Annotated in this window: 13 protein-coding genes and 1 pseudogene; all 14 read left to right on the forward strand. The window is 73.4% G+C overall.

Annotated features, from left to right (window positions below):
* The first annotated feature begins 19 nt into the window (after positions 1-19).
* The 14 genes and pseudogenes from hrcA to nudC all read left to right on the forward strand — a co-directional run bounded on the left by hrcA (position 20) and on the right by nudC (position 13,563).
* Entirely contained in the window at positions 20-1,042 is a 1,023-nt protein-coding gene (gene hrcA, locus NAMU_RS07845; RefSeq protein WP_015746872.1) for a heat-inducible transcriptional repressor HrcA, read from the forward strand.
* Between the two features lie 106 nt (positions 1,043-1,148).
* Positions 1,149-2,300: a molecular chaperone DnaJ gene (gene dnaJ / locus NAMU_RS07850; RefSeq protein ID WP_041368567.1), complete on the forward strand. Its 1,152-nt coding sequence runs from the start codon at positions 1,149-1,151 to the stop codon at positions 2,298-2,300.
* Positions 2,278-3,057, forward strand: coding sequence for a 16S rRNA (uracil(1498)-N(3))-methyltransferase (locus NAMU_RS07855; RefSeq protein ID WP_015746874.1), 780 nt, complete (start codon positions 2,278-2,280; stop codon positions 3,055-3,057). Before dnaJ ends, NAMU_RS07855 begins: the two co-directional genes overlap by 23 nt.
* A complete protein-coding gene (locus NAMU_RS07860; protein WP_015746875.1) occupies positions 3,054-3,842 on the forward strand; it encodes an alpha/beta hydrolase in 789 nt (262 codons plus the stop codon). The genes NAMU_RS07855 and NAMU_RS07860 overlap by 4 nt, the downstream gene beginning before the upstream one ends.
* 29 nt (positions 3,843-3,871) lie before the next feature.
* The gene (locus tag NAMU_RS07865) at positions 3,872-4,228 is read left to right on the forward strand and encodes a histidine triad nucleotide-binding protein (RefSeq protein ID WP_015746876.1); all 357 of its coding nucleotides are present in this window, start codon (positions 3,872-3,874) and stop codon (positions 4,226-4,228) included.
* A 333-nt stretch (positions 4,229-4,561) separates the two neighbouring features.
* Positions 4,562-5,608: a PhoH family protein gene (locus NAMU_RS31380; RefSeq protein WP_052308156.1), complete on the forward strand. Its 1,047-nt coding sequence runs from the start codon at positions 4,562-4,564 to the stop codon at positions 5,606-5,608.
* Positions 5,605-6,165, forward strand: coding sequence for an rRNA maturation RNase YbeY (gene ybeY / locus NAMU_RS07875; protein ID WP_015746878.1), 561 nt, complete (start codon positions 5,605-5,607; stop codon positions 6,163-6,165). Before NAMU_RS31380 ends, ybeY begins: the two co-directional genes overlap by 4 nt.
* 8 nt (positions 6,166-6,173) lie before the next feature.
* A pseudogene (locus tag NAMU_RS07880) lies at positions 6,174-7,532 on the forward strand (hemolysin family protein); the annotation flags it as partial.
* Between the two features lie 266 nt (positions 7,533-7,798).
* Positions 7,799-8,152: a hypothetical protein gene (locus tag NAMU_RS07885; RefSeq protein ID WP_015746880.1), complete on the forward strand. Its 354-nt coding sequence runs from the start codon at positions 7,799-7,801 to the stop codon at positions 8,150-8,152.
* On the forward strand, positions 8,149-9,072 hold the full coding sequence (gene era, locus NAMU_RS07890) for a GTPase Era (protein WP_041368569.1): 924 nt from the start codon (positions 8,149-8,151) through the stop codon (positions 9,070-9,072). Before NAMU_RS07885 ends, era begins: the two co-directional genes overlap by 4 nt.
* A 106-nt stretch (positions 9,073-9,178) precedes the next feature.
* Entirely contained in the window at positions 9,179-9,796 is a 618-nt protein-coding gene (locus NAMU_RS07895; protein ID WP_138180004.1) for a DUF3592 domain-containing protein, read from the forward strand.
* A gap of 103 nt (positions 9,797-9,899) precedes the next feature.
* The gene (locus NAMU_RS07900; protein WP_015746883.1) at positions 9,900-11,204 is read left to right on the forward strand and encodes a M16 family metallopeptidase; all 1,305 of its coding nucleotides are present in this window, start codon (positions 9,900-9,902) and stop codon (positions 11,202-11,204) included.
* Positions 11,201-12,562 (forward strand): M16 family metallopeptidase, encoded by a 1,362-nt coding sequence (locus NAMU_RS07905; RefSeq protein ID WP_015746884.1) that lies wholly within the window; start codon positions 11,201-11,203, stop codon positions 12,560-12,562. The genes NAMU_RS07900 and NAMU_RS07905 overlap by 4 nt, the downstream gene beginning before the upstream one ends.
* The gene (nudC, locus tag NAMU_RS07910; RefSeq protein ID WP_052307860.1) at positions 12,559-13,563 is read left to right on the forward strand and encodes an NAD(+) diphosphatase; all 1,005 of its coding nucleotides are present in this window, start codon (positions 12,559-12,561) and stop codon (positions 13,561-13,563) included. The genes NAMU_RS07905 and nudC overlap by 4 nt, the downstream gene beginning before the upstream one ends.
* The last annotated feature ends 10 nt before the right edge of the window (positions 13,564-13,573 follow it).

Genomic DNA, 13,573 nt, shown 5'->3' on the forward strand with positions numbered 1-13,573 from the left:
CGGAGTGCAGGAGGTGATCATGTCGGCCGACGACAGGCGGTTCCAGGTCCTGCGCGCGATCGTCGCCGACTACGTCGCCACGCATGAGCCGGTCGGGTCCAAGTCGCTGGTCGAACGGCACCAACTCGGCGTCTCCCCGGCCACCATCCGCAACGACATGGCCGCCCTGGAGGACGAGGGCTACATCGCCCAGCCGCACACGTCGGCCGGCCGCATCCCCACCGACAAGGGCTACCGGCTGTTCGTCGACCGGCTGTCCCAGGTCAAGCCGCTCTCGGCCGGGGAGCGCCGGGCGATCCAGGCGTTCCTGTCCGAGGCCGTCGACCTGGAGGACGTGCTGCGCCGCTCGGTGCGGTTGCTGGCCCAGCTGACCCGGCAGGTCGCGTTCGTGCAGTACCCGACGCTGTCCCGGTCCTCGGTCCGGCACGTCGAGGTCGTCACGCTGGACCGGCGCCGGCTGCTGCTGGTGGTCATCACCGACACCGGCCGGGTCGAGCAGCGCCTGGTCGAGCTGGACACCGACGTCACCGACGAGGGACTGCTGGCCCTGCGCACGCTGTTCGCGACCGCGGCTGTCGGCCGCCGGCTGGGCGACGCGGCCTCGGCCCTGACCGACGCCGCCGCCACCGTCGATCCGGACGTCCGACCGCTGGTGGTGCCCTCGGTGGCCGTGCTGCTGGACTCGCTGGTCGAGCACCCCGAGGAGCGGCTGGTGCTCTCGGGCACCTCGCACGCGACCGGCGCCTGGGCCGATCAACCGGGGGCCCTGCGGGGCGTCCTGGAAGCGTTGGACGAGCAGGTCACCTTGCTCAAGCTGCTGGCCGCGCTGGAGACTCCCGATGCGGTGGTCGTCTCCATCGGCAGCGAGAACGACGACGCGAACCTGTCCACGACGGCACTGGTGTCCGCCGGGTACGGCAGCGGGCAGACGCTGATGGGCGGTTTGGCCGTCGTCGGACCGACTCGGATGGACTATCCGGGGACGATGGCGGCGGTTCGGGCGGTCGCCCGGTACGTCGGGGAGATCGTCGCCGGCCGGTAGTGGCCGGCGGGCAGACAATCGGTGCGACATCGGGTGTGGACTATCGCCACCACCCGCTCGGGTGTGGTGCGAGCCCCGGCTCGCGGGAAGGCAACTGGTGCAGAGGGTGGCTCGGGACTATTACGGCCTGCTGGGCGTGGCCAAGGGCGCGTCGCAGGATGAGATCAAGCGTGCCTACCGGAAGCTGGCCCGGGAGCTGCACCCCGACGTCAACCCCGATCCGGCGGCCCAGCAGAAGTTCAAGGACGTCACCGCGGCCTACGAGGTGCTCTCGGACCCGGCCAAGCGCCAGGTCGTCGACCTCGGCGGGGATCCGCTCGGCGGCGGCAGCCCGGGCGGTGGCGCCGGCGGCATGGGCGACCCGTTCGGCGGCATGGGCCTGGGCGACATCATGGACGCCTTCTTCGGCGGCGGCGCCGGGGCCCGGTCCCGCGGCCCCCGGTCCCGGGTCCGGCAGGGCGAGGACGCGCTCATCCCGGTCGAGCTCACTCTGGAGGAGTGTGCCAACGGCGTGGCCAAGGACCTGGCCGTGGACACCGCCACCCTGTGCACCTCCTGCCACGGCTCGGGCTGCGCCAGCGGCACCCGCCCGGCCACCTGCGACATGTGCAAGGGTTCCGGCGAGGTGCAGCAGATCCAGCGCTCGCTGCTCGGCCAGGTCGTCACCTCCCGGCCCTGCCCGGTCTGCCGCGGTTTCGGCGAGGTCATTCCCGAGCCCTGCCTGCAGTGCAACGGCGAGGGCCGGGTGCGCACCCGGCGGACCGTCCGCGCCAACATCCCGGCCGGGGTCGGCGACGGCATCCGGGTCCGGCTGGCCGGCCAGGGCGAGGTCGGACCCGGCGGCGGCGCCCCCGGTGACCTGTACGTCGAGGTCCAGGAACTGCCGCACGACCGGTTCCAGCGCGACGGCATCGACCTGCACTGCACCGTGCACGTGCCGATGACGGCGGCCGCCCTGGGCACGTCGATGGGCCTGCAGACCCTGCACGGCGTGGAGGACCTGGACATCCAGCCGGGCACCCAGTCGGCCACCGTCATCACCCTGCGCGGCCAGGGCATGCCCCGGCTGCGCGGCACCGGAGTGGGCAACCTGCACGTGCACATCGAGGTGGTCACCCCGACCCGGGTCGACGCCCGGCAGGCCGAGCTGCTGCGCGAGCTGGCCACCCTGCGCGGCGAGGAACAGCCGGAGCTGGCCGCCCGCGGCCACAACGGCGGCTTCTTCTCGCGGATCCGTGATTCCTTCGTCGGGCGCTGAGCGGCCGGGATCGTTCCCCGGCCGCTCCGGCGAACCGTTCTTCCTGGTCCACGAGCTGCCCGCAGCGGGGCCGTTCGTGCTCGACGGGCCGGAGGGCCGGCACGCGGCCGCCGTGCGCCGGCTGCGGGTCGGCGAGGCCCTGGTGCTCACCGACGGGGCCGGGCGGCTGGCCGCCGCGGTGGTCACCGCCGCCGGCCGCGCCGAGCTCACCCTGGACGTGCAGCCGGCGCACCGGCAGCCGCCGCCCGACGTGCGGGTGACGCTGGTGCAGGCGCTGCCCAAGGGCGAGCGCGGCGAGCTGGCCGTCGAGCTGGCCACCGAGGCCGGGGTGGACGCGATCGTGCCCTGGACGGCCCAGCGCTGCATGGCCCGCTGGCGCACCCCCGACCAGGTCGACAAGGGGGTCCGGCGCTGGCGGGCCACCGCCCGGGAGTCGGCCAAGCAGGCCCGCCGGGCGTTCGTCCCGCCGGTGCACGAGCCGGCCACCACCGCCGAGGTCGGCGCCCGGCTGACCGGGGCCACCGCGCTGGTGCTGCACGAGTCCTCGGTCACACCGCTGGCGGCCGCCGGCCTGCCCCCGGCCGGCGACGTGGTACTGATTGTCGGTCCGGAAGGGGGACTGACCGAGGAGGAACTCACCGTGTTCGGCTCGGCAGGCGCCACGGTGGTGCGACTCGGTCCCCAGGTGTTGCGGACCTCGACCGCCGGTGCGGTCGCCCTCGGCGCCCTCGGCGTGCTCACCGGTCGGTGGACATGAAGGTCGACATCCGCGACTACGACTACGGACCGCACCCCAGCCAGCGGATCCGGCTGTTCCTGCCCTCCGGGCGTTACCTGACCGTCGTGGTGGTCATCCACGGCGGGTACTGGCGCTCCATCTACGGCATGGAACTGGCCGAACCCCTCGGGTACGACCTGACCCGGTACGGCGTCGCCGCCGCGGTCATCGAGTACCGCCGGGTGGGTGAGGGCGGTGGCTGGCCGACCACCCTGGCCGACGTGTCCCGGGCCGTGGACTCCCTGGCCGGCCCCGGCCAGCAGGCGGCCGAGGGGCGGCTGTCCCTCGATCGGGTCGCCGCCGTCGGGCACTCCGCGGGCGGGCACCTGGCCGCCTGGCTGGCCCACCGCGGGTCGCTGCGCTCGGGGACGGCCGGGTCGGTCGCACCGGGGGAGACGCACGTGCCGATCGTCGGTGCGGTCGCCCAGGCCGGGTTGCTGGACCTGGTCGGCGCCTCGGTGGAACGGCTGGGCAACGGCGCGGTCACCGCGCTGATGGAGGGCGAGGCCCGGTCCATGCCGCAGCGCTACCACCACGCCTCACCGATCGCGCACGTCGGCGACGGCGCCCGGGTGGTCTGCGTGCACGGGGACGCCGACGACACCGTCCCGCTGTCCCAGTCCGAGCGTTACGTCGAGGCCGCGGTCCGGGCCGGCGACCCGGCCTCGCTGATCGTGCTGCCCCGGACCGGTCATTTCGAGCTGATCGACGTCCGGCACCCGGCCTGGGACGTGTGCCGCAGCCAGGTACTGCGCATGGTCTGAGCGGGGGAGCCGTCCCTTAGGTTGGTCGCATGCCCTACACCAGTGACGACTGCCTGTTCTGCAAGATCGTCGCCGGCACCATCCCGGCCGACGTGGTGCACCGGGACGACCACGTGGTCGCCTTCCGGGACATCAACCCGCAGGCGCCCACGCACATCCTGATCATCCCGACCACCCATTACGAGAACGCCGCCGAGGTCGCCGGCGACGACCCCAGCGGCCTGGCCGCCCTGGTGGTCACGGCCCGGGTGCTGGCCCAGGCCGAGGGGATCGACCGGTCCGGGTACCGGATCGTCACCAACACCGGCGCCGACGCCGGGCAGAGCGTGTTCCACACCCACCTGCATCTGCTCGGTGGGCGGCGGATGGCCTGGCCGCCCGGCTGATCGGCCGGTCGGTCCCGGCCCGGCGCGGGTCTCGGTAGAATCGAGCGGTGGTCCGACGGTGATCATCACCAGCGACCATCGGGGATGCCCACCAGCGGGCCACCCGCGTGCGTGAACCTCGAATTAGGGAAAGTGGGCAGTCACCAGGTGCCGGATTCTCCGTCGGCCGCAGCGCGGTCCGACCTCCCCCGCGGCCTTTCCGGCGAACCGTCCGGCGCTCAGGGCGATGACGCGGGACGTTCCGCCCCATCGAGTACATCGATATCGAGTACATCGCTATCGAGTTCATCGTCGCCGAGCGAATCGACCCTGGTGGTGGCCGACGAGCGGCAGATGATGGGACTGCTCGGTTCTCGGGACTCGCTGCTGCGCCTGCTCGAGGACGGCCTGGCCGCCGACATCCACGTCCGCGGCAACCGGGTCACCCTCAAGGGCGCCGCGGCCGACGTCGCGCTGGCCGAACGGACCATCAGCGAGCTGCTCGCGCTGCAGGAATCGGGCTCGGTGATCACCCCGGACACGGTCCGTCGCACCATCGGCATGCTGGCCGCGCCCGCCGGCGCGGGCGCCGACCCGGCGGCCGAATCACCCTCGGCCGTGCTGGGGCTGAACATCCTGAGCCGCCGCGGCCGCACCATCCGGCCCAAGACGGTCAACCAGAAGCGGTACGTCGACGCGATAGACGCGCACACCATCGTCTTCGGCATCGGGCCGGCCGGCACCGGCAAGACCTACCTGGCCATGGCCAAGGCGGTCCAGGCGCTGCAGGCCAAGCAGGTCACCCGGATCATCCTGACCCGGCCGGCGGTGGAGGCGGGGGAGCGGCTGGGCTTCCTGCCCGGCACCCTGTCGGACAAGATCGACCCGTACCTGCGGCCGCTGTACGACGCGCTGCACGACATGCTCGACCCGGAGTCGATCCCGCGGCTGATGGCCGCCGGCACCATCGAGGTGGCCCCGCTGGCCTACATGCGCGGGCGCAGCCTGAACGACGCGTTCATCATCCTGGACGAGGCGCAGAACACCACGCCCGAGCAGATGAAGATGTTCCTGACCCGGCTCGGCTTCGGGTCCAAGATCGTGGTCACCGGTGACGTCACCCAGGTCGACCTGCCCGGCGGGCAGCGCTCCGGCCTGCAGGTGGTCCGGGAGATCCTGGCCGACCTGGACGACGTCGCCTTCTCCGTGCTCACCTCCGGCGACGTGGTCCGGCACCGGCTGGTCGGGCACATCGTCGACGCCTACGAGCGGTGGGACAAGCAGAACAACCCGGCGGCCCCCGACGAGCAGCCCCGCCGCCTGGGCCGGCCCACCCGCCGCTCGGACGCCTCGGCCGCCCACCGCACCCCGGCCCGCGGCCCCCAGGAGCCGACCCGATGACCATCGAGGTGGCCAACGAGTCCGGGGTCCCGGTCGACGAGATCGTCCTGGTGTCGGTGGCCCGGTACGTGCTGGACCGGATGCGGATCAACCCGCTGGCCGAGCTGTCCATCCTGCTGGTCGACGTCGAGGCGATGACCGAGCTGCACGTCAAGTGGATGGACGAGCCCGGCCCGACGGACGTCATGAGCTTCCCGATGGACGAGCTGGACACCGCCCGCCGGCCCGACGAGTCCGGTCCCGGCCCGGCGCTGCTGGGTGATGTGGTGCTGTGCCCGGCGGTCGCCGCCGAGCAGGCCACCGCGGCCGGTCACTCGGTGCAGGACGAGCTGCACCTGCTGACCGTGCACGGCGTGCTGCACCTGCTCGGCTACGACCACGCCGAGCCCGCGCAGGAGCGGGAGATGTTCCGGCTGCAGAACGAACTGCTGGACACCTGGCGCGAGCAGCAGGCCGCCGCGGCCCGCAAGGCCCGCCTGGCCGCCGCGGACGCCGCGGTGCTCGACGTCGTCGGGCTCGCCGGTCCCACCGACCCGGAAACGAGCGGGCGGGGCTGATCGCTGTCGTGGACAGCTTGGACGTGTTGTTGCTGGTGATCGCGGCTGCTCTGGTGCCGATCGCCGGCCTGCTGGCCGCGGCCGACGCCGCGATCACCATGGTCTCGCCGGCCCGGTTGGAGGAGCTGGCCCGCGAGGACCGGCGCGGCGCGTCGTCGCTGCTGACCATCACCGAGGACCGGCCCCGGTACACCAACCTGCTGTTGCTGCTGAGGATCACCGCCGAGATCACCGCGACCGTGATGGTGGCCAAGGTCGCGTTGACCACCCTGGGCTTCCAGTTCTGGGTCGGCCTGCTGCTGGTGGCGGTGATGGTCGTGGTCACCTACGTGGGGATCGGCGTGCTGCCGCGCACCATCGGCCGCCAGCACCCCTACCCGGTGGGTCTGGCCCTGGCCGGCCCGACCCGGGCGCTGGCCCGGCTGCTCGCGCCGGTCGCCTCGCTGCTGATCCTGATCGGCAATGCGATCACCCCCGGCCGCGGCTTCCGGGAGGGCCCGTTCTCCTCCGACATCGAGCTGCGGGAGCTGGTCGACATCGCCGGCAGCCGCGGCGTGGTCGAGGAGACCGAGCGGGAGATGCTGCAGAGTGTCTTCGATCTGGGCGACACCATCGTGCGCGAGGTGATGGTGCCGCGCACCGAGACGGTGTGGATCGAACGGGACAAGACGCTGCGCCAGGCGCTGGCCCTGGCCAGCCGCTCGGGCATGTCCCGGATCCCCGTGGTCGGCGAGGACCTGGACGACATCGTCGGCGTCGCCTACCTCAAGGACCTGATCGCGCCGGCGATGAACCTGGCCCCGGACGACCAGGGTCCCGTGCTGACCCAGATCATGCGGGAGCCGGTGTTCGTGCCCGAGTCCAAGAACGTCGACGACCTGCTGCGCGAGATGCAGCGCGATCGGACCCACTTCGCCGTCGTGGTGGACGAGTACGGCGGCACCGCCGGCATCGTCACCATCGAGGACATCCTGGAGGAGATCGTCGGCGAGATCACCGACGAGTACGACGCGGACACCCCGGCCCCGGTGGTGCCGCTGCCCGACGGCTCGTTCCGGGTCTCGGCCCGGTTGCCGGTCGAGGACCTGGGAGAGCTGTTCGACGTCGAGCTCGACGACGACGAGGTGGACACCGTCGGTGGGCTGCTGGCCCAGCAGCTCGGCCGGGTCCCGCTGCCCGGCTCGGAGGTCGGCGTCGCCGGGCTGTTCCTGCACGGGGAACCCGGGGTGGACCGCCGGGGCCGGCCGCGGGTGCAGACCGTGCTGGTGCGCCGGCTGACCGCGGCCGAGCTGGCCCAGGAGCAGGCCGAACGCGACCGCGAGGTGCGGGAGCGGGAGGACCAGCGGCGGGCGCAGGAGCAGGAACCGGAACGGCCCGCGGTCGAGGAGTCCGACGCCGAACCGGCCGAGGCCAAGCGGGCCAAACCGCGCAAGAAAAAGAAGAAGGCCAAACCGCCGGCCGCCGACGAGTCCGCCGAGCCCGGGGCGACGGATTCCCCGGGTGACTCCCCGCCGGACTCGCCGGCCGGCGCCCCGCCGGGCCGCTCGACGCCGGCGGACCCGCCGCTGCTCGGACCGCTGATCGAGACCAGGAACCAGCCAGTGCACGATTCGACGGAACGGAACCGAGCCGGATGACCCCGATCCCACCGCTGGACCCCGAGGACGCGAAGTTGGTGACGCTGGCCCGGGGCTCCCGGGCGCGGGCCGGCGCCGCCGAGGGGGCGGCCGTCCGGGACGAGGACGGCCGCACCTACGCGGCGGCCACCGTCGCGCTGCCCTCACTGCGACTGACCGCGCTGCAGGCCGCGGTCGCCGCCGCCGTCTCCTCCGGCGCCCAGGAGTTGGAGGCCGCGGTCGTCGTCGGCCCGGCCGACACCCTGGACACGCTGGACCCGGCGTCCCGCGCCGCCGCCGCCGACCTGGGCGCCGCGGTGCTCATCCTGGCCGGCCCGGACGGCGCCGTGCGCGACCGGAGCCCCCGCTGAGTACCGCCACCCCGGACGGGTACCGGTCCGGTTTCGCCTGCTTCGTCGGCCGTCCCAACGCCGGCAAGTCGACCCTGCTCAACGCGCTGGTCGGGGAGAAGGTGGCGATCACCTCGGACAAGCCGCAGACCACCCGGCGGGCCGTCCGCGGCATCCTGACCCGGCCGGACGCGCAGCTGGTCATCGTCGACACTCCCGGCATGCACCGGCCACGGACCCTGCTCGGGGAGCGGCTGGACGACCTGGTGCGCAGCGTCTGGTCCGACGTCGACGTCGTCGGGTTCTGCATCCCGGCCGACGAGCGGGTCGGTCCCGGCGACCGGCGGATCGCCGCCGAGCTGGCCGAACGGGCCGGCTCGACCCCGGTGATCGGCATCGTCACCAAGATCGACAAAGTGTCCCGGGAACGGCTGGCCGAGCAGCTGTTGGGCGCCTCCGAGCTGGCCGGGTTCGCCGACATCGTGCCGGTCAGCGCGGTCTCCGGCGAGGGCACCGACACCCTGACCGATCTGCTGGTGGCGCGGCTGCCGGAGGGTCCGATGCTCTATCCGGACGCCGAATCCACCGATGAACCGATCGAGACCCGAATTGCCGAACTGGTGCGGGAAGCCGCGCTGGACGGGGTCCGTGACGAATTACCGCATTCGCTCGCGGCGATGGTCACCGAAATGCTGCCGCCCGATCCGGACGCGGCCAAGCAGGTCACCAAGGTGTACGTGACGCTCTTCGTCGAGCGGTCGTCGCAAAAGCCGATCGTGCTGGGTCCCAAGGGTTCTCGGCTCGGCGCGGTGGGTCGGCGGGCCCGCCTGCAGATCGAGGAACTGCTCGGTACCCGGGTGTATCTGGATCTGCACGTGGCCGTGGCCAAGGACTGGCAGCGCGATCCCAAGCAACTGCGCAAACTCGGTTTCGACGGCTGATCGGCGACACCCGGGCCGGCGCGGGCTAAATGCCGGGCCGGGGCGCAACGAATGTGTCATCATCCCGGGTATGGGCAGGCATGCCAGGGGGAATATGCGGTCGCGGGTGACCAAGACTGCGGGTATCGGGGTGGCGGCGGCGCTCGTCGTCGCGGCGGGGTTGTGGTGGGCGGCGGCATCGTCACCACCGTCCGAATCGAGCGTCACCGGGTCGGCCGTGGTCGTCTCGTCGTTGGCCTGTCGCAACGGGGACGAGGGCACGGTGGTCGACCTGCGCGACCCGGTCGGTCAACCCGCCGGCACCACCCGGCGGGCCATTCTGGATTCCTGCGGTCATCAGCCCGGCGAGGTGATCGCGGTCGCCTACTCCGCCGCCGACCCCAGCCGGCTCGTCGTCGCCGCCACCGACCCGGACGCCGGCACCGGCCGCCGGCTGATGCCGCTGGCCATCGTGCTGGCCGGGCTGCTGGCCCTGGTCGCGGTCGTCGTGGTGGTCCGGGACGGCCGCCGGGTGACCCGCCCGGCGGTGCCGGCCCATCCGGTCGCGCACGGCCGGCACGCCCGTCCGGACGAGGACGAACCCGCGCCCCCGGTGGCGGAACCGGCGTGGCCGGTCCTCGAGCTGCGGCCGGCCGAGATCGACCTGCTGTTCCCGGATCGGGACCGGTTGGCCGTCAGCCTGCACGACGAACTGTTCACGCACCGGAGTCCGGCCCAGGTGTGACCGGCCCCGCGGCCGCGGCGGCTACTGTGGCCCGGTGCCCTCCGTCGCGGCCCGAGCCGCCCGCCCCACGGCCCGCCGAACCGGCCGACCGCGGACACCGAAGTTGCCCCGCGCGGACTACCCGGTCGACCGCTTCGTCCTGGACAACGGACTGCGCGTGCTGTTCGCCCCGGATCGGGGCGCCGGCGTGGTCGGCGTGTCCGTGCACTACGACGTGGGCTTTCGCTCCGAACCCGAGGGCCGCACCGGCTTTGCCCACCTGTTCGAGCACCTGATGTTCCAGGGCAGCGAGTCGCTGCCCAAGCTGGAACACTTCCGGCTGGTCCAGTCCTCCGGCGGGGTGTTCAACGGATCCACCCACACCGACTACACCGACTACTTCGAGGTGGTGCCGGCCGGCGCGTTGGAACGGGCCCTGTTCCTGGAGGCCGACCGGATGCGGGCCCCGCTGATCACCGCGGAGAACCTGGCCAACCAGGTCGACGTGGTCAGCGAGGAGATCCGGCTCAACGTCCTCAACCGGCCCTACGGCGGGTTCCCCTGGGTGCAGCTGCCGGCCGTGCTGTTCAGCTCGTTCGCCAACGCGCACAACGGGTACGGCGATTTCGTCGACCTGAATGCGGCCACCGTGGCCGACTGCGCCGAGTTCTTCGACACCTACTACACGCCGGCCAACGCGGTGCTCACGGTGTGCGGTGATTTCGACCCGGAGCAGGCCCAGGAATGGGTGCGGCGGCATTTCGACGACATCCCGTTCCGCCCGGCGCCGGTCCGCCCGTCGTTCGACGAACCGGCCCCCGCGCAGGTGCTGCGCGGCGATCACCTCGACCCGCTGGCGCCCGCCCCGGCCCTGGCGGTGGGGTGGCGGATGCCCGATCCGGTCGCCGATCTGCCCGGGTACCTGGCGTTCATCGCGCTGTCCGGGATCCTGTCCGACGGCGAGTCCTCCCGCCTGCAGTCCACCGTGGTGGCCGACCAGAACCTGGCCACCGACCTGTGGGCCTCGCCCGGGCTGCTCGGCGGTCCGCTGGACTCCCGGGATCCGGACGTGTTCGTGCTGGGGGCGATCCACCCGCTCGACGTGAGCGCCGACGCCGTCATCGAGGCCAGTGCCGAGCAGATCGCCGCGGTGGCCGCCGACGGCCCCGAGCCGGCCGAGCTGCAGCAGGCGCTGGCCCGGTTCGCGTCCTCGCTCTACCGGGAGAACGACAGCATCACCAGCCGGATCCGCTCGCTCGGCTCGCTGGAACTGCTGCACGGCCGGGCCGAGTTGCTCGGCGAGCTGCCCGACCTGCTCTCGGCGCTCACCGCGGACGACATCGCCGCCGCGGCCGCCGCTCTGGACCCCGATCGCTGCGCGGTGCTGCGGATCCTGCCCGATCCGGCCGGAGCGGGGGAGCAGGCATGACCAGCCGAACCGCCGAGGAGATCGGCCGCACCGCCACCGGTCCGCGTCCGGTGCCGGCGCTGGTGCCCGGCGCCCGGGGCAAGGTTCCGACCGTGGGCCGGGCCGTCCTGGACAACGGGCTGACCGTGCTCGCCGTGCGCAAGCCGCGCAGCCCGCTGGTCGAGGTCCGGCTGAGGGTGCCGCTGGCCGGGCCGAGCCGGGTGCACGCCGCGCGGGCCGAGCTGCTGGCCGCGACGCTGCTGCTGGGCACCGAGCAGCGGGACCGCCGGCAGGTGGACGCCGACCTGGCCGTCGTCGGCGGGCATCTGGACGCCTCCGTCGACCCGCAACGGCTGCTGATCACCGGGTCGGTGCTGGCCTCCGGCCTGCCCCGGCTGCTGGAGGTGCTGGCCGACAGCCTGACCGGCGCCGCCTACCGCAAGGACGACGTGCTGGGCGAACGGGCCCGGCTGGTCGAGCATCTGGCCATCGCCGCCGCCCAGCCAGCCTCGGTGGCGCACCGGCTGCTGCAGGACCGGCGCTTCGGCGACCACCCGGCCGCCTGGGACATCCCGGACGCCGAACTGGTCGCGGCGGTCGGTCCGGCGGCGGTCCGTGGCCTGCACGCCCGCGCGGTGGTGCCCCGCGGCGCCACCCTGACGTTGGTCGGCGACCTGAGCCCGAGCCGCACTCTGGCCACCGCCGCGCAGGCCCTGGACGGATGGGCGTCGGAGCGGTCCGTGCGCACCCTGACCCCGCCGCCGGCCATCGTCGGCGACCGGGTGCTGGCCGTGCACCGGCCCGGTGCCGTGCAGTCGCAGGTGCGGCTGTCCGGCCCGGCCGTGACCCGGTCGGATCCGGCGTATCCGGCGCACCAGCTGGCCAACCTGGTCTACGGCGGCTACTTCTCCTCCCGGCTGGTGGAGAACCTGCGCGAGGACAAGGGTTTCACCTACCACGCGCGGTCCTCGCTGGAGTTCTGGCCGGAGCGGGCGGCGGTCAGCGTCAGCTTCGACACCACCACCGACGCGACCGCCCCGGCCCTGTTGGAAGCCCAGTACGAGCTGGGCCGGCTCAGCCTGCAGCCGCCGACCGAGCAGGAGGTCGAGTCGGCCCGCAACTACGCGCTGGGCACGCTGGCCACCTCGCTGGCCACCCAGGCGGGCCTGGCGTCGATGCTGTCCATGCTGGCCGGCTCCGGGCTGGACGAGAACTGGTTGCGGGAACACCCGGTTCGGCTGGCTGCGACCACGGTCGACGAGGTCGCCCGGGCGGCCGCCGGCATGCTCGCGCCGGCCGCGTTCACCGGAGTCGTCTTGGGCGACCTGGACGCCGTGGCGCCCGGGTTGCGTGGGCTGGGCACGGTGATCGTGCCGTGAAGCTGCAGATGGACACCCCGACCCTGTCCCGGGGCGCCGCCGACCGGTCCGAGGACGTCCGCGACCCCGACCGGGTCCGCGCCGCCTGGCCATCCGCGCGCGTGCTCGTGCTCGACGACGCCGGCCGGACCCGGTGGGACGGCACCGGTCTGCACCTGCTGCCGGCGGCGTCGGTGGCCGACGAGCCGCCGGTGCACGGGGTGCTGCTCGGCGTGGTCGACGGCGTCGATCACTGGGCCGTGCGCGGCCCGGTGGCCGCGGCCGACCCCGACGCCGACGGTGCTGCCGACGGGGCCGCGCGGGCCGGGCTCGCCGGATTGCGGGAGATCGGCGCGCTGCTCTCGGATGCCGAGGCCGGCCTGTTCACCGCGGCCACCGCGCTGCTCACCTGGCACGCGGCCGCCCCCTTCTGCCCGCGCTGCGGGTTGGGCAGCACGCCGCGGCTGACCGGCTGGTCCCGGGTCTGCCCGAACCAGCACGAGGACTTCCCCCGCACCGACCCGGCCGTCATCGTGCTCGTGCACGACGGCGCCGACTCGATCGTGCTGGCCCGGCAACCGATCTGGCCGCCCGGCCGGGTCTCGGTGCTGGCCGGTTTCGTCGAGGCCGGCGAGTCCCTGGAGGCGGCCGTCGTCCGCGAGATCTACGAAGAGGTCGGACTGCGGGTCCGCGACGTGCAGTACCTGGGCTCCCAGCCCTGGCCGTTCCCACGCTCGTTGATGGTCGGCTTCGCCGCCCGGGCCGAGCGGGCCGACGAGCTCAAGCCGCGGGTGGGGGAGATCGAGTCGGCCCGCTGGGTCGACCGGGACACCGTGCGCCAGCTGATCGCCACGGACGAGGACAACTGGCTCTCGCCGGTCGGCAACCCCACCCCGACCCTGAGCCCGCAGGAGCGCGACAACGCCGCCCCGGTCGACGCCGGCACCGCCTTCGCGGCCGTCCTGCCCGGCCCGGTCTCCATCGCCCGCCGCATGATCGACGCCTGGGCCGCCGTCGACTGACCCCCACTGC

It is taken from the genome of Nakamurella multipartita DSM 44233, from assembly GCF_000024365.1.
GTDB lineage: Bacteria > Actinomycetota > Actinomycetes > Mycobacteriales > Nakamurellaceae > Nakamurella > Nakamurella multipartita.